The sequence below is a fragment of the Pseudomonas sp. NPDC089392 genome (genome assembly GCF_044749595.1).
GTDB lineage: Bacteria > Pseudomonadota > Gammaproteobacteria > Pseudomonadales > Pseudomonadaceae > Aquipseudomonas.
This window is the reverse complement of record NZ_JBIVIF010000073.1, coordinates 1-15,196: the sequence shown is the minus strand read 5'-3', so window position 1 is coordinate 15,196 and position 15,196 is coordinate 1. Positions and strand designations below refer to the sequence as shown.

The window sequence follows — 15,196 nt, the reverse complement described above, 5'->3', positions numbered from 1 at the left end:
CAAGGCGGTCGCGCGCGTCTGGCACAGGCGATACTGGCCCGAAACAAACGTAGGAGCGGCTTTAGCCGCGAAGCGCCGCGCGGGCGGCGCTCGATTTCACAGGCGCTGAAAATGTTGCGGCGAACACCTGCGGCGCTCGATCTCACCGGCGCCACATAGGCCTCGGCGTACGGCGTTACTCGCTGGTAGCGTTGCTCTTACGCCGTGGAATACCCAGGCGCTGGCGGCGTTCCCACAGGCACTTGCGGCTGACGCCAAGCTTGCGTGCCAGTTCGGTCTCGGTCATGTGGTCCTGGTGCTCAAGCACGAAGTGCTGGAAGTAGTCTTCCAGCGACAGGTCCTCGGTCGGCTCGTGGCTGGCATTCGCGGCACTGGCCGCCACCAGGGCGTTGTTGAGGATTTCATCCTCTTCCAGGTCACCCAGCTCGATGTCGATGCCCAGCAGCTCAGCGGAAATTTCTGCACTCTCGCTGAGAATCACTGCGCGCTCCACAGCGTTTTCCAGTTCACGTACGTTACCCGGCCAGCTGTAGTGACGAATCGCCTGCTCGGCTTCTGCCGAGAAGTGCAGGTCGTCACGGCCGATGCGCGCCTTCTGGCGAGCGAGGAAGGCGTTGGCGATCTCGTTCACGTCGCTGCCGCGCTCGCGCAGGGCCGGCAGTTTCAAGGCGATCACGTGCAGACGGTAATAAAGGTCTTCACGGAACTGGCCGGCCTTGGCCAGGTTTTTCAGGTCGCGGTGGGTGGCGGCAATCAGGCGTACATCAACCTTTTGCGACTGCACCGAACCTACCCGGCGGATCTCGCCTTCCTGCAGCACGCGCAACAGGCGGGCCTGGGCTTCCAGGGGCAGTTCGCCGATTTCGTCGAGGAACAGCGTGCCGCCGTCGGCAGCCTCTACCAGGCCGGCTCGCCCAGCGCTGGCGCCGGTGAACGCGCCTTTTTCGTGGCCGAACAGCTCGGACTCGATCAACGTCTCGGGGATGGCTGCGCAGTTCACCGAAATCATCGGTGCCTTGGCCCTGCGCGACAGGTTGTGCAGGGCGCGGGCGACCAGTTCCTTACCGGTGCCCGACTCGCCCTGGATCAGCACGTTGGAGTCGGTTGGTGCGACCTTGCGGATCTTGCTGTACATGTCCTGCATCGGTGGGCACGAGCCGATGATGCCGATTTCGCCATTGGCCGCTGCCGCGCTGCCTTTGTCGGCCGGGGCAGCCTTGCCATTGCTGGCGCGTGGCTCGGCTGCCGGTGCGGCGGCCGGGGCGTTTTGCCGGTCGCGCAGGATGCGCGCTACGGCCTGCAGCATCTCGTCGTGGTCGAAAGGCTTGGCGATGTAGTCCACCGCGCCCATTTTCATCGAGTCCACCGCCGAGCGCAGGCTGGCGTAACTGGTCATGATCAGCACCGGGGTGCCCTGGCCGAGCTTGATCAGCTCGGTGCCGGGCGCACCTGGCAGGCGCAGGTCACTGACAATCAGGTCGAAGGTGGCAATGCTGAAGCGTTCCTGGGCTTCCTGCACCGAGCCGGCTTCGCTGACCTGGTACTGGTTCCGCTCAAGCAGGCGACGCAAGGCCGAGCGGATGATGGTTTCGTCTTCGACGATCAGAATGTGAGGCATTGATTCAATTCTCTCGACGGTCTCGAATTTCAGGGGACGTCGCTACGACATGCCGGGGCAGGGTCACGCGGATCCGGGTGCCACGTTGCCGTTCGATATCGGCCGGGCTGTCGATGGTGATTTGCCCATAATGCTCTTCCACGATGGAATAGACCAGAGCGAGCCCCAGTCCGGTGCCTTCGCCCGGGTCCTTGGTGGTGAAGAAGGGTTCGAACAGGCGGTCCTGGATGCTCTTCGGAATCCCGCTGCCCTCGTCCTCGACAATCAGGTCGACGGTGTGCTCGTTGACCTCACTGCGCACGCGCACGGCGCTGCCTGGCGGCGAGGCGTCGCGGGCGTTGGAGAGCAGGTTGATCAGCACCTGGGCCAGGCGCTGCGGGTCCCCTTCGGCCCAGTGGTCCGGGTCGCAGAGGTTGAAGAACTGTACTTCGAAATTGCGCCGGTTCAACGCCAGCAGACCGATGGCGTCCTGCGCCACTTCGGCCAGCGACACCGGCTCTTCGCTGTTCTGGTGGCTGCCGCCGGCATGGGCGAAGCTCATCAGCGACTGGACGATGCGCGAAACGCGTTTGGTTTGTTCGAGGATCTGGCTGGACAGCTCGATGATCTCGCCATCGCCTTCGCGTTCCTCGCGCAGGTTCTGCGCCAGGCAGGCGATGCCGGTGATCGGGTTACCGATCTCGTGGGCCACGCCGGCGGCCAGGCGGCCGATGCTGGCCAGGCGCTCGGAGTGCACCAGCTTGTCTTCCAGCGCCTGGGTTTCGGTGAGGTCCTCCACCAGCAGTACCAGGCCGCTGTTGCCCGGGGCCAGCGGCTCGTCGATGGCCGCTTTATGCAGGTTCAGCCAGCGCGGCTGGCCGTCAAGCGCCAGGCGCTGCTTGTGCAGGTGCTCGTCGGGCACATTGATGAAGCCTTGCAGCAGGCCGCGCCAGGGTTCGCCGATGGTGACCAGGCGCGAGCCCACCACGTGCTTGGCGGCAATGCCGGTGAGCTCCTCCATGGCCTTGTTCCACATCAGGATTTCCTGGTCCTTGGCCAGCGAGCAGACGCCCATGGGCAGCTCCTGCAGGGTCTGGCGGTGGTAACGGCGCAGGGCATCGAGCTCGGCGGCCAGGCCGGTCAGGCGCGAGTGGTAGTCTTCGAGCCGGCTTTCGATGAAGTGGATGTCTTCGGTCACGTAGTTTTCGTTACCGGACTTGTACGGCAGGAAGGTTTCGACCATGTCCTGGGCCACGCTGGGCCCCATCAGGCCCGACAGGTTGGCCTCGATGCGGTCGCGCAGGCGGCGCAGGGCATAGGGGCGGCGCTCGTCGAACGGCAGGTAGAGGTCGCGCAGGGCTTGCTCCACTTCCTTTTGCGCGGCCTTGGCGCCCAGCGGCTTGGCCAACTGGGTGGCGAATTCCTGCGGCGAGGCGGCGTGCAGCTCGCGGCGCTGCGGGCGACGCACGTTGTCCACCGCGCAGGCCTCGGCAGCGCTGACCTCTTCGCTGCTGGCGTTGGTGAACAGCGAGATCAAGGTGAACAGCAGCACGTTGGCCGCCAGCGAGGCGATTGCCGCCATGTGCCAGCTGGTGTCGTCCAGCACATAGATCATGTCCAGCAGCGGAATGTAGAAGCCCTGCAGGTTGCCCAGCAGCGGCAGCAGCATGGTAACAGTCCACACCAGTGTCCCGGCCAGCAGCCCGGCGATGAAGCCGCGGCGGTTGGCGGTTGGCCAATACAGTACCGAAAGCACGCCTGGCAGGAACTGCAAGGTGGCGACGAAGGCGACGATCCCGAGGTTGGCCAGGCTCTGGTGGTTGTTCTGGGTCAGGTAGAACATGAAACCGGCAGTGATGATGGCGACGATCAGCGCGCGGCGAGTCCACTTAAGCCAGCGGTAGATATTGCCCTCGGCAGGCGGCTGGTACAGCGGTAGCACCAGGTGGTTGAGGGCCATGCCTGACAAGGCCAGGGTCGTGACGATGATCAGCCCGCTGGCAGACGCTAGCCCGCCCACGTAGGCCAGCAGTGTCAGCGCCTGATTGTTGGCGGCGATCCCCAGCCCCAGGGTGAAGTACTCGGGGTTGGTGCTGGCGCCCAGGCGCAGGCCGGCCCACAACACCAGCGGCACCGCCAGGCTCATCAGCAGCAGGAACAGCGGCAGGCCCCAGCTGGCGCTGACCAGCGAGCGTGGGTTGAGGTTTTCGGTAAAGGCCATGTGGTACATGTGCGGCATGACGATCGCCGAGGCGAAGAACACCAGCAGCAGGGTGCGCCATGGGCCTTCCTGCAGTGGGGTGTGCAGGGCCGCCAGGGCAGTCTGGTTCTGCAACAGCCAGACTTCAAGTTCGTGTGGGCCGCCGAATACGCCGTACAACGCGTACAGTCCGATGCCGCCCAGCGCCAGCAACTTGATCACCGACTCAAAGGCAATGGCGAATACCAGCCCTTCGTGCTTTTCGCGCGTGGCTATGTGCCGCGAGCCGAAAAAGATGGTGAACAGGATGATCAGCACGCAGAAGGCGAAGGCCACCCGGGCCTTGACCGGCTCACCGGTCAGGATGCTGATGGAGTCAGCCACGGCCTGGATCTGCAGGGCCAGCAACGGCAGCACGCCGATCAGCATGATGATGGTGGTCAGGGCCCCGGCCCAGGTGCTACGGAAACGGAACGCCAGCAGGTCGGCCAGCGATGACAGCTGGTAGGTGCGGGTGATTTTCAGGATCGGGTAAAGCAGCACCGGCGCCAGCAGGAACGCACCGGACACGCCCAGGTAACAGGCGAGGAAACCGTAGCCATACTGGTAGGCCAGGCCCACCGAGCCATAGAAGGCCCAAGCGCTGGCGTACACGCCCAGTGACAGGGTGTAGGTGAGTGGGTGGCGAATGATCGAACGTGGGATCAACCCGCGCTCGCTGACCCAGGCCACGCCGAAAAGCACCATCAGGTACCCGGCGCTGATCAGGATCATCTGGGTCAGGCTAAAGCTCATCGGCATCTCGTTGGCTCTGCAGGATAAAGGTGACGACGATCAGGATCAGCCAGAGCAGGTAAGGGCGGTACCAGGCTCCGGTCGGTTCGATCCACCAGTCCATGATGGCCGGGGAGAACAGGTAGATCCCCACGACCAGAAGCAGGACCAAACGATAGATGTACATGCTGGCCTCGATGGTTGGGCGCTGCGGGCTTGGACTTATTATTGGCGCAAATGGCTGGGGGGATGCTAGCGGGAATCCATAGGGTTAGCCAAGGGTTTGAATTTATTGGGCTTTTGTTTTTGAGGGCGGGTTGCCTGTGGCGGCCTCTTCGCGGGTGAACCCGCTCCCACAGGATCTCCACCACCTTCGGAATCTGTGGTGTCCCTGTGGGAGCGGGTTTACCCGCGAAAGGGCCGGGCCTGCTTTAGCGCAGATCGGCCTCTGGCACAGTGGTTTTCCGCGCAATCGCCTCCGGCCGCCACTGCGTGCGGGCCACAGCCAGCACTTCAGCCGGGGTCGCCAGCAGCAACTCAGGGTCGATGTCCTGCCCCAGCGCGCGCAATGCCCGCAACAACAACGGGGTAGCATGCTCCGCCTGCAAAGGCGGCGAGCGGTACGACTTGCCCAGCTTGTGCCCATCAGGCTGCACGATCAGCGGAATATGCAGGTAACGCGGCTGCGAAAAGCCCAGCAGCTCTTGCAGGTACAGCTGGCGCGGGGTGTTGTCGAGCAGGTCGGCGCCGCGCACGATGTCGGTAACACCTTGCCAGGCATCGTCCAGCACCACGGCCAGCTGGTAGGCATACAACCCGTCGCGGCGCTGGATGACGAAATCGCCCACCTCACGCCCCAGGTGTTGCTGGTAATCACCTTGCACCCGGTCGGTGAAGCGGTAGATCAGCTCCGGCACCCGCAAGCGGATCGCCGCGCCTTCACGGGCATGCCCGGCATTGCGGCACAAGCCTGGGTAGATGCCGTTGTAACCCTCCAGTTGCTTGCGCGAACAGGTGCAGGCATAGGCCAGGCCCATGTTGAACAGGCGATCGACCACTGCGGCATAGGTGTCGTGGCGCTGGCTCTGGAACACCACCTCGCCATCCCATTCCAGGCCGTAACGCTCAAGCGTTTGCAGGATGGCATCACGGGCACCGGGCATTTCCCGGGGCGGGTCGGTGTCTTCCATGCGCAGCAGCCAGCGGCCGTTGACGGCGCGGGCATCGAGCCAGGAGGCGAGGGCGGCGACCAGCGAGCCAAAGTGCAGGAAACCGCTGGGGGTGGGGGCGAAGCGCCCGATGTAGCTGGAGTCGGTCATGGTCAGGCTGGGCATATAAATGAAACGGGGCGCATGAGCGCCCCGTTCAGGTGGAAGAAAGATCAGCCTTTGCCGACCGTTTTTTCCTTTTTCTCGGCAATTTCCTTGCAGTCGAAGCACAGGTCTGCGGTAGGGCGAGCCTCCAGGCGACGCAGGCCGATCTCGATGCCGCACGATTCGCACCAGCCGTATTCGTCGGCCTTGATCTTGTCGAGGGTCTTGTCGATTTTCTTGATCAGCTTGCGCTCGCGATCGCGGTTGCGCAGCTCCAGGGCGAATTCTTCTTCCTGGCTGGCGCGGTCGGCCGGGTCTGGGAAGTTGGCTGCTTCGTCCTTCATGTGGTCCACAGTGCGGTCCACACTGGTCATCAGCTCTTGCTTCCAGGCGCCGAGAAGCTTGGTGAAGTGCTTTTTCATGGGCTCGCCCATGTACTCTTCACCCTTGGTTTCTACGTATGGCTCGACACCGTACATGGTCTGGGCTTTTTGCTTTTCTACGGTGGACATGAATAGACCGCCTCTCACTCATCTGATCCAATGCGCAGGCTGCTCCATCTCCGGCACCCGCCGGCCCTGCGACTGCGAGCCGCCGAACTTACCAGATAGATCGGGGGTGCGCTAGCCCGCCCGATCCTAGCTGTTGACAACGGCGCGGGGCGCACGTTCGCTGCCGTGCAAAGGTAGAATCAACAGTTTAGACCCAATTGAGAGAAGGTCATGGCCCACCCCTACAGTGCGCGCAGCCGCGCCATCGAACCCTTCCACGTCATGGCGCTGCTGGCCCGGGCCAACGAGCTGCAGGCGGCCGGGCACGACGTGATCCACCTGGAAATCGGCGAGCCGGACTTCACCACGGCCGCACCGATCGTGGCCGCCGGCCAGGCGGCATTGGCCGCAGGGCACACCCGCTACACCGCCGCGCGCGGCCTGCCGGCGCTGCGTGAAGCCATTGCCGGCTTTTATGGCCAGCGTTATGGCCTGAATATCGACCCTGAGCGCATTCTTGTTACCCCGGGTGGCTCTGGCGCGCTGCTGCTGGCCAGCAGCCTGCTGGTCGACCCGGGCAAGCACTGGCTGCTGGCCGACCCGGGCTACCCCTGCAACCGCCACTTCCTGCGCCTGGTAGAGGGCGGGGCACAGCTGGTGCCAGTGGGCCCGGAGGTGAACTACCAGCTGACTGCCGACCTGGTCGAGCGATACTGGGACAAGGACACTGTCGGTGCCCTGGTTGCTTCGCCGGCCAACCCGACCGGCACAGTGCTGGGGCGCGACGAGCTGGCCAGCCTTGCCAAAGCCACACACGAGCGCCACGGCCACCTGGTGGTGGACGAGATCTACCATGGCCTCACCTATGGCATGGACGCACCGAGCGTGCTGGAAGTGGACGACTCGGCGTTCGTCCTGAATAGTTTTTCCAAGTATTTCGGCATGACCGGCTGGCGCCTGGGCTGGCTGGTGGCTCCACCCGGCGCGGTGGCCGACCTGGAGAAGCTGGCGCAGAACCTGTACATCAGCGCGCCCAGCATGGCCCAGTATGCCGCGTTGGCATGCTTCCAGCCCGAGACCATTGCCATTTTCGAGGAGCGCCGCGCCGAATTCGCTCGCCGCCGCGACTACCTGTTACCCGCCCTGCGCGAGTTGGGCTTCCGCATTGCCGTCGAACCGCAGGGGGCGTTCTACCTGTATGCCGACATCAGTGCCTTTGGTGGTGATGCGTTCGCCTTCTGTCGGCACTTCCTGGAAACCGAGCACCTGGCCTTTACCCCGGGCCTGGACTTCGGCCGCCACCTGGCCGGGCACCATGTGCGCTTTGCCTACACCCAGAGCCTGCCGCGCCTGGAAGAGGCAGTGCAGCGCATTGCCCGCGGCCTGCGGAGCTGGCAAGGCTGATGCGCTTCGCTCCCCCACTCGAACAGGGCCGCCTGCTACGCCGCTACAAGCGTTTTCTGGCGGATATCGAACTGGCCAGCGGCGAGCAGATGACCATCCACTGCCCGAATACCGGCTCCATGCTCAACTGCATGCGTGAAGGCGGGCAGGTGTGGTTCAGCCGCTCCAACGACCCCAAGCGCAAGCTGCCGGGTACCTGGGAAATCAGCGAAACGCCACAGGGGCGGCTGGCCTGCGTGAATACCGGGCGGGCCAATGCGCTGGTCGAAGAGGCTCTGCGTGCTGGCATCATCGCCGAACTGGCCGGTTTCACCGCACTAAAGCGCGAGGTGGCCTACGGCGAGGAAGGCAGCCGCATCGACTTTCGCCTGGAGTTTGACGGGGCCCCGGCCTATGTCGAGGTCAAGAGCGTGACCCTGGGTTACCCCGACAGCACAGTCGCGGCCTTCCCCGATGCGGTTACCCAGCGCGGTGCCAAGCACCTGCGCGAGTTGTCGAAGCTGGCCCGGCAGGGCGTGCGGGCGGTGCAGCTGTATTGTGTGAACCTGACCGGCATCGACGCCGTACGCCCGGCCGAGGAAATCGATATGGCTTATGCCCAGGCCCTGCGTGCTGCGGTGGCGGAGGGGGTTGAGGTGCTGGCCTATGGCACGCGCCTGGACGCCGAAGGCATTATCATCGACCGCCGCCTGCCGGTGCTGCTTACGCCTTGAACCAGATGCCCTGGCTGTCTTCGTGGCAGCCCAGGGCCTGCAGTTGCTCACCTTCACAGGGGCCGGCCACGCATTCGCCATTTTCGATCAGGAACAGCGCGCCGTGATGGGCGCAATGGATGAGGCTGGCGCTGTCATCGAGAAACGCGTCTTCTGCCCAGTTAAGCGGGATGCCCTTGTGCGGGCAGCGGTTGCGGTACAGGTAAACCTGGCCCTGGCGGCGCACGCCGAACAGGTCGAGGCCGTCTACGCTGAAGGCGCGGCTTTGGCCTTCGGCCAGGCTGTGTGAAGTACAAAGGAAGTGCATGGCAAGGACGACTCGTGAAACAGATGATGGCTTGACGCCTCAATGCGAATAATTATCAAATTGCCCGCATTCGCTGCGCCCGGCTGCTTATGGTGCGCAGTTCTGCCGCCCGCCACAAGGCGCGCGGCCCGCCTTCAGAAGGAACCCGATAATGCGCCGTCCTGTCGCCTTGCTCGCCTTGTGCGCAAGCCTTGTGCTCTCCACCCAGGCCCTGGCGGCCGTGCTGCCGCAGCGCTGGGTCAGTGCCGGTGGCGCGCTAAGCGAGTGGATCAGCGCGCTGGGCGGTGAGGCGCGGTTGGTGGGCGTGGACACTACCAGCCAGCACCCGGCGTCGCTGAAATCATTGCCCAGTGTGGGGTATCAGCGGCAGTTGTCGGCTGAGGGCATTCTCAGCCTGCGCCCGGATATTCTGGTGGGCACCGAGGAAATGGGCCCGCCGCCGGTACTGGCGCAAATCCGCAAGGCCGGTGTGCAGGTCGAATTGTTCTCCAGCAAGGCCGACCTGGCCGCGGTAGATGAAAACCTCAAGCATCTGGGGCGCTTGCTCGGCGCAGAGCAACAGGCTTCGACATTGGCGGCGGGCTACCATCAGCAGCTTGATGCCTTGCAGGCCAAGGTCAAGCAAGCCCAGGCCGGGCAGCAGGCACCAGGGGTGCTGCTGCTGGTCGGGCATGCCGGGGCCAAGCCGCTGATTGCCGGGCAGGGCACCGCTGGCGACTGGCTGCTGGGCCGGGCCGGCGGGCGCAACCTGGCAGCGCATCAGGGCTACAAGAATTTCTCCAACGAAGCACTGGCGGCACTGGACCCGGATGTCATCGTGTTCTCCGACCGGGCGCTGGCCGATGAGCAGGCTTTGCAGGCGCTGCTGAAAGAAAACCCCGCGTTGGCGTCTTCGCGCGCTGTGCGTGAGAAGCGCCTGGTATCGCTTGACCCGACGCTGCTGGTCGGTGGCCTTGGGCCACGCCTGCCAGCGACCCTGCAGTCACTGGCGGCGGCGTTCTACCCGACCGCCAAGGCCAGCCTCGCCCAATGAAACAGCGGGTCCAGCCACGTACGCTGTTCGTTTGCCTGAGCCTGCTGTGCCTGTTGGCGGTCTGGCTGTCATTGGCACTGGGGCCGGTCAGCCTGCCGCTGTTCGACACCCTGCGCGCTGGCCTGCGCCTGCTGGGGCTGCCGATTGCGGCTGACGGCCTGCAGCAGGCCGAGATGATCCTGGGCCAGATCCGCCTGCCGCGTACCCTGTTGGGGCTTGCGGTGGGCGCGGTGCTGGCGCTGTCCGGGGTGGCCATGCAGGGGCTGTTTCGCAACCCGCTGGCCGACCCCGGGCTGGTGGGGGTCGCTGCCGGGGCCGCGATGGGAGCAGCGGTCGCGATTGTCGGTGGGGCCTGGTTTGGCGGCATGCCGGATGCTTTCGCGCCCTATCTGCTGTCGTTCTGCGCTTTCGTCGGGGGGCTTGGGGTAACCGCGCTGGTCTACCGCCTGGGGCGGCGCGATGGCCAGACCAACGTTGCCACCATGCTGCTGGCCGGTGTGGCCATGACTGCGCTGGGTGGCGCGGCCGTGGGGCTGTTCTCCTACCTGGCCGACGATGCCACCTTGCGCACATTGACCTTCTGGAACCTTGGCAGCCTCAACGGCGCCAGCTACGAGCGGCTGTGGCCCTTGCTGCTGGTGGCGGCGGGCGTGGCGCTATGGCTGCCGCGCCGGGCCAAGGCGTTGAATGCCTTGCTGCTGGGTGAGTCGGAGGCGCGTCACCTGGGTGTCGACGTGGAGCGGCTCAAGCGCGAGCTGGTGTTTTGCACGGCGCTGGGGGTGGGGGCGGCGGTGGCGGCTGCGGGGCTGATCGGCTTCATCGGCCTGGTGGTGCCGCACCTGGTGCGCTTGCTGGCGGGGCCTGACCACCGCGTGGTGCTGCCTGCCTCGTTGCTGGCCGGGGGCGTGCTGATGTTGTTCGCCGACCTGGCGGCGCGGCTGCTGTTGGCGCCTGCCGAGCTGCCGATTGGTATCGTCACGGCCTTTATTGGCGCGCCATTCTTCCTGTTCCTGCTGATACGAGGGCGCAGCTGATGTTGCAAGTGCAGGGCCTGTTTCTGCGGCGGGGCAGCAATGAAGTGCTGCACGACATTAACCTGCAGCTGAGCCCGGGGCAGGTGGTGGGTGTGCTCGGCCCCAATGGTGCTGGCAAGAGCAGCCTGCTGGGGGTGCTGTGTGGCGAGCTGGTGCCCGATCGCGGGCGGGTGACGCTACAAGGCCAGCCATTGGCCGACTGGGCCGGGCAGGAGCGGGCCAGGCGCCTGGCGGTGCTGCCGCAGGTGTCCAGCCTGGGTTTCTCGTTCAGGGTCGAGGAAGTGGTGGGCATGGGGCGCATGCCCCACGGGACCGGGCAGCAGCGTGATGCGGAAATTGTCGAGGCTGCGTTGCAGGCGGCGGATGCCTGGCACCTGGTGGAACGCAGTTACCTGGCGTTATCGGGTGGTGAGCGGCAAAGGGTGCACCTGGCCCGTGTGCTGGCGCAGCTATGGCCGGGGGAGGCGGGTAGCACACTGCTGCTCGATGAGCCGACCTCGATGCTCGACCCGCTGCACCAGCACACCACCCTGGAAGCTGTGCGACGCTTCGCCGACCGTGGCGCTGCGGTGCTGGTAATCCTGCATGACCTGAACCTGGCGGCGCGCTACTGTGATCGCATCCTGCTGCTGGAGCAAGGGCGCTGCCATGCGTTTGCCGAGCCCGAAGAGGTGCTGACGCCAGCGGCGTTGAAGGCGGTGTACGGGATCGATGTGCTGGTGCAGGCGCACCCGGAGCGTGGGCATCCGCTGATCATCACCCGCTAACGCTGGCACGATCGTTGTAGGAGCGGCCTTGTGTCGCGATGGGCTGCAAAGCAGCCCCGGCAACATATGCGGCGAAGCTGAGAACTGGGGACCGCTGTGCGCCCCATCGCGACGCAAGGCCGCTCCTACAGGGGACCGTGCAGGCCATGAATGGAGGTAATGCCGATGCGACACCCGCTGCTATCCGGTTTCTCACTTTGCCTGGTACTAGCGCTGGGCGGCTGCCAAGCCAGCCTGCCGCCGTTGCCTGCCTGGCAAAGCACTGAAGGGCGTACGCGTGCCGAACTGGGGCTCATTATCGATCTTGCCAGTGGCCAGGTCATAACCCCTGAGCAGCTGGTGCAGCGCCTGGCAGTCGCCCCGCGGGTGCTGATAGGCGAGAAACACGACAACCCCGACCATCACGCACTGCAGCTGTGGCTGCTGCGCGCCTTGCAAGGCCAACGTACCCAGGGCAGCCTGTTGCTGGAGATGCTACAGCCTGAGCAGCAACCACTGGTAGACAAGCTCGCGGGGCAACCGTTGCCGGCTGACTTGGCCAAAGCCCTGGCCTGGCAGGATGGCTGGGATTGGCAGTTGTATGGGCCGATCGTGCGCGAAGCCTTGCAGCAGCGGGTGCCGTTACTGGCAGCCAACCTTTCCCCTGGCGAGATGCGCCAGGCCTATCGGCATCCGGCCCCATTGGCGGGCGAGAAGTCCAATGCCCCGAACGTGAAAGCCGCTTTGCTGGAGCAGGTGCGTGCCGGGCACTGTGGGATGCTCCCGGAAAGCCAACTGCCGGCGATGCTGGCCGTGCAGCAACAGCGCGACCGTCGCATGGCCGAACGCTTGCTGGCGGCGCCACAACCAGCGCTGCTGTTTGCCGGGGCCTATCATGTGCGCAAGGACCTGGGTGTGCCGTTGCACTTGGCTGACCTGGGGGCGCAAGGAGAGAGCAAGGTGTTGATGCTGGCCGAGGTGGGCGAGCAGGTCGAGGCGACTGAAGCTGATTATGTGTGGTACACGGCTGCGGTGCCGGAGCAGGATTATTGCGCGCAGTTGCGGCAATAGCGTTTACAAAAACCACGGGTAAAAAGGGTTTTTAGCGAAAGTAGGGGGAAGAGTGGCTGCGCTTTGCCCGTCGGGGAAGTGGGGTGGGGCTTGCAGGTGCATGGCTTGGGATTTGAGGTGATGCACAGATCGAGCGCCGCCCGCGCGGCGCTTCGCAGCACAAGGCTGCTCCTACATCTGTTTCGGGCCAGTTATTCCTGCGCCAGTTGGGTTGCATCCTTGTCACATGGCTGAAAATCGATGAAGAGCAACGGCGTCCCCTTCGATATCGAAGGGAACAAACAAGGCGGACAGCGGTGACCTCACTGGAGAGACTGGCCCGAAACAAATGTAGGAGCAGCCTTGTGCTGCGAAGCGCCGCGCGGGCGGCGCTCGATCTCAAAGGCGCTGAAAATGTCATGACAAGCACCTCGCAGCCCAGACGCTTTTCCAGGGCGGCCCAAAAGTGCCAACCAGCTAGTTGAAACGGACGATCCCCGCCTACCCCCGCTGCGCTACCGTCATTATCAGGCAAACCCTTGCCCCGCGTTCGTAACATCAATGACTGGAGAGCCTATGAGGGTACTGGTAAGCGTCAAGCGAGTGGTCGATTACAACGTCAAGGTTCGCGTCAAGGCGGACAACACTGGCGTCGACCTGGCAAATGCCAAGATGTCCATGAACCCGTTCTGCGAAATCGCCGTGGAGCAAGCCGTGCGCCTCAAGGAACAGGGCTTCGCCAGCGAGGTCGTGGTGGTCTCCGTCGGCCCGGGCGCCGCCCAGGAGCAACTGCGTACCGCCTTGGCCCTGGGTGCCGACCGCGCCATCCTGGTCGAAGCCGCCGATGAACTGAACTCCCTGGCCGTGGCCAAGGCGCTGAAAGCCGTTGTCGACAAAGAGCAGCCGCAGCTGGTCATCCTCGGCAAGCAGGCCATCGACAGTGACAACAACCAGACCGGCCAGATGCTGGCGGCGCTGACCGGCTTCGCCCAGGGCACCTTCGCCTCCAAGGTGGAACTGGCTGGTGACAAGCTGAACGTCACCCGTGAAATCGACGGCGGCCTGCAGACTGTTGCACTGAACCTGCCTGCCATCGTCACCACCGACCTGCGCCTGAACGAGCCGCGCTATGCGTCGCTGCCGAACATCATGAAGGCCAAGAAGAAGCCGCTGGAAACCATTACGCCAGACGCGCTGGGCGTTGCCCTCATTTCCACCAACAAGACCGTGAAAGTTGAAGCCCCGGCTGCACGCAGCGCAGGCATCAAGGTCAAGTCGGTGGCCGAACTGGTCGAGAAGCTGAAGAACGAAGCGAAGGTAATGTGAATATGACTATCCTGGTTGTCGCTGACCTTCTACAAGGTCCGGAGAATGTTGCCGTAGCCCCGGCTACCCTGAACACTGTCGCCGCTGCCGCCAAGATCGGTGGTGAGGTGCACGTACTGGTCGCCGGCCGGAACGTGGGCGGCGTTGCCGAATCCGCTGCCAAGATCGCTGGCGTGGCCAAGGTACTGGTTGCCGATAACGCCGCCTACGCCCACGCGTTACCAGAGAACGTTGCGCCGCTGATCGTTGCGCTTGTTGAGCAAAGCGGAACCAACGGCTACAGCCACGTGCTGGCCCCGGCCACCACCAATGGCAAGAACATCCTGCCGCGCGTTGCCGCGCTGCTGGACGTGGACCAGATCTCCGAGATCATCGCGGTCGAGTCCGTCGACACCTTCAAGCGCCCGATCTATGCCGGTAACGCCATTGCCACCGTGCAATCGAGCGCTGCGGTCAAGGTCATCACCGTGCGTGCCACCGGTTTTGACGCCGTGGCCGCGGAAGGTGGTTCGGCTGCTGTTGAAGCGGTTGCTGCTGCGCACAACGCCGGCATCTCGGCCTTCGTTGGCGAAGCGCTGGCCAAGTCCGACCGCCCAGAGCTGACCGCTGCCAAGATCGTCGTTTCCGGCGGCCGCGGCATGGGCAACGGTGACAACTTCAAGCACCTGTACAGCCTGGCCGACAAGCTCGGCGCTGCCGTCGGTGCCTCGCGCGCCGCAGTGGACGCGGGCTTCGTGCCGAACGACATGCAGGTCGGCCAGACCGGCAAGATCGTTGCGCCACAGCTGTACATCGCTGTCGGTATTTCCGGCGCGATCCAGCACCTGGCCGGGATGAAGGACTCGAAAGTGATCGTGGCGATCAACAAGGATGAAGAAGCACCGATCTTCCAGGTGGCCGATTATGGGCTGGTGGGTGATTTGTTCGAGGTGGTGCCGGAGTTGGAGAAGCATTTGGGCTGCTAGGTGCTTGTCACAACATTTTCAGCGCCTTTGAGATCGAGCGCCGCCCGCGCGGCGCTTCGCAGCACAAGGCTGCTCCTACATCTGTTTCGGGCCAATTATTCCTGCGCCATTGGCGCGCGGCCCCTTGACGTTCACCTCGATATCGCGGCGGACAAACAGGGCGGTCGCGCGCGCTGGCACAGGCGATACTGGCCCGAAACAGATGTAGGAGCAGCCTTGTGCTGCGAAGCGCCGCGCGGGCGG

General features: G+C 64.4%; 14 protein-coding genes. 8 read left to right on the top strand and 6 right to left on the bottom strand.

The window, feature by feature from the left end:
- Positions 1-175 precede the first annotated feature (175 nt).
- The 5 genes from ACIP1G_RS31105 to dksA all read right to left on the bottom strand — a co-directional run bounded on the left by ACIP1G_RS31105 (position 176) and on the right by dksA (position 6,396).
- Positions 176-1,618 (bottom strand): sigma-54-dependent transcriptional regulator, encoded by a 1,443-nt coding sequence (locus ACIP1G_RS31105; protein ID WP_400744232.1) that lies wholly within the window; start codon positions 1,616-1,618, stop codon positions 176-178.
- Between the two features lie 4 nt (positions 1,619-1,622).
- The gene (locus ACIP1G_RS31100; protein WP_400744229.1) at positions 1,623-4,598 is read right to left on the bottom strand and encodes an ATP-binding protein; all 2,976 of its coding nucleotides are present in this window, start codon (positions 4,596-4,598) and stop codon (positions 1,623-1,625) included.
- Entirely contained in the window at positions 4,582-4,758 is a 177-nt protein-coding gene (locus ACIP1G_RS31095; protein WP_003250005.1) for a hypothetical protein, read from the bottom strand. Before ACIP1G_RS31095 ends, ACIP1G_RS31100 begins: the two co-directional genes overlap by 17 nt.
- A 244-nt stretch (positions 4,759-5,002) precedes the next feature.
- The gene (gene gluQRS / locus ACIP1G_RS31090) at positions 5,003-5,890 is read right to left on the bottom strand and encodes a tRNA glutamyl-Q(34) synthetase GluQRS (protein ID WP_400744240.1); all 888 of its coding nucleotides are present in this window, start codon (positions 5,888-5,890) and stop codon (positions 5,003-5,005) included.
- A 62-nt stretch (positions 5,891-5,952) separates the two neighbouring features.
- Positions 5,953-6,396, bottom strand: coding sequence for an RNA polymerase-binding protein DksA (gene dksA, locus ACIP1G_RS31085; protein WP_012274224.1), 444 nt, complete (start codon positions 6,394-6,396; stop codon positions 5,953-5,955).
- 210 nt (positions 6,397-6,606) lie between these two features.
- Between dksA and ACIP1G_RS31080 the strand changes: the two genes are divergently transcribed.
- Positions 6,607-7,779, top strand: a complete 1,173-nt coding sequence (locus ACIP1G_RS31080; RefSeq protein WP_400744225.1) for a pyridoxal phosphate-dependent aminotransferase — start codon at positions 6,607-6,609, stop codon at positions 7,777-7,779.
- On the top strand, positions 7,779-8,492 hold the full coding sequence (sfsA, locus tag ACIP1G_RS31075; RefSeq protein ID WP_400744223.1) for a DNA/RNA nuclease SfsA: 714 nt from the start codon (positions 7,779-7,781) through the stop codon (positions 8,490-8,492). Before ACIP1G_RS31080 ends, sfsA begins: the two co-directional genes overlap by 1 nt.
- Here the strand turns inward: sfsA and ACIP1G_RS31070 are convergent.
- Entirely contained in the window at positions 8,482-8,799 is a 318-nt protein-coding gene (locus tag ACIP1G_RS31070; protein ID WP_400744220.1) for a Rieske (2Fe-2S) protein, read from the bottom strand. The two genes, sfsA and ACIP1G_RS31070, sit on opposite strands and share 11 nt — an antisense overlap.
- A 148-nt stretch (positions 8,800-8,947) precedes the next feature.
- Between ACIP1G_RS31070 and ACIP1G_RS31065 the strand changes: the two genes are divergently transcribed.
- The 6 genes from ACIP1G_RS31065 (at position 8,948) to ACIP1G_RS31040 (ending at position 14,953) form a co-directional block, all read left to right on the top strand.
- The gene (locus tag ACIP1G_RS31065) at positions 8,948-9,832 is read left to right on the top strand and encodes a hemin ABC transporter substrate-binding protein (RefSeq protein WP_400744238.1); all 885 of its coding nucleotides are present in this window, start codon (positions 8,948-8,950) and stop codon (positions 9,830-9,832) included.
- Positions 9,833-9,882: 50 nt separating this feature from the next.
- Complete coding sequence (locus ACIP1G_RS31060) at positions 9,883-10,866, top strand: FecCD family ABC transporter permease (protein ID WP_400744235.1); 984 nt, start codon at positions 9,883-9,885, stop codon at positions 10,864-10,866.
- A complete protein-coding gene (locus ACIP1G_RS31055; RefSeq protein ID WP_400744218.1) occupies positions 10,866-11,633 on the top strand; it encodes a heme ABC transporter ATP-binding protein in 768 nt (255 codons plus the stop codon). Before ACIP1G_RS31060 ends, ACIP1G_RS31055 begins: the two co-directional genes overlap by 1 nt.
- Positions 11,634-11,798: 165 nt before the next feature.
- Positions 11,799-12,683 carry a ChaN family lipoprotein gene (locus ACIP1G_RS31050; RefSeq protein ID WP_400744215.1) on the top strand — a complete coding sequence of 295 codons (885 nt, stop codon included), beginning with the start codon at positions 11,799-11,801 and terminating at the stop codon, positions 12,681-12,683.
- A gap of 555 nt (positions 12,684-13,238) precedes the next feature.
- Positions 13,239-13,988 (top strand): electron transfer flavoprotein subunit beta/FixA family protein, encoded by a 750-nt coding sequence (locus ACIP1G_RS31045; protein WP_400744213.1) that lies wholly within the window; start codon positions 13,239-13,241, stop codon positions 13,986-13,988.
- 2 nt (positions 13,989-13,990) lie between these two features.
- Positions 13,991-14,953, top strand: coding sequence for an electron transfer flavoprotein subunit alpha/FixB family protein (locus ACIP1G_RS31040; protein ID WP_400744210.1), 963 nt, complete (start codon positions 13,991-13,993; stop codon positions 14,951-14,953).
- Positions 14,954-15,196: the final 243 nt, after the last annotated feature.

What these genes read in the sequence shown, in the direction of transcription:
- ACIP1G_RS31105 (WP_400744232.1), bottom strand. Translation starts at nt 1,618, where the DNA reads ATGCCTCACATTCTGATCGTCGAAGACGAAACCATCATCCGCTCGGCC.
- ACIP1G_RS31100 (WP_400744229.1), bottom strand. Translation starts at nt 4,598, where the DNA reads ATGCCGATGAGCTTTAGCCTGACCCAGATGATCCTGATCAGCGCCGGG.
- ACIP1G_RS31095 (WP_003250005.1), bottom strand. Translation starts at nt 4,758, where the DNA reads ATGTACATCTATCGTTTGGTCCTGCTTCTGGTCGTGGGGATCTACCTG.
- gluQRS (WP_400744240.1), bottom strand. Translation starts at nt 5,890, where the DNA reads ATGACCGACTCCAGCTACATCGGGCGCTTCGCCCCCACCCCCAGCGGT.
- dksA (WP_012274224.1), bottom strand. Translation starts at nt 6,396, where the DNA reads ATGTCCACCGTAGAAAAGCAAAAAGCCCAGACCATGTACGGTGTCGAG.
- ACIP1G_RS31080 (WP_400744225.1), top strand. Translation starts at nt 6,607, where the DNA reads ATGGCCCACCCCTACAGTGCGCGCAGCCGCGCCATCGAACCCTTCCAC.
- sfsA (WP_400744223.1), top strand. Translation starts at nt 7,779, where the DNA reads ATGCGCTTCGCTCCCCCACTCGAACAGGGCCGCCTGCTACGCCGCTAC.
- ACIP1G_RS31070 (WP_400744220.1), bottom strand. Translation starts at nt 8,799, where the DNA reads ATGCACTTCCTTTGTACTTCACACAGCCTGGCCGAAGGCCAAAGCCGC.
- ACIP1G_RS31055 (WP_400744218.1), top strand. Translation starts at nt 10,866, where the DNA reads ATGTTGCAAGTGCAGGGCCTGTTTCTGCGGCGGGGCAGCAATGAAGTG.
- ACIP1G_RS31050 (WP_400744215.1), top strand. Translation starts at nt 11,799, where the DNA reads ATGCGACACCCGCTGCTATCCGGTTTCTCACTTTGCCTGGTACTAGCG.
- ACIP1G_RS31045 (WP_400744213.1), top strand. Translation starts at nt 13,239, where the DNA reads ATGAGGGTACTGGTAAGCGTCAAGCGAGTGGTCGATTACAACGTCAAG.
- ACIP1G_RS31040 (WP_400744210.1), top strand. Translation starts at nt 13,991, where the DNA reads ATGACTATCCTGGTTGTCGCTGACCTTCTACAAGGTCCGGAGAATGTT.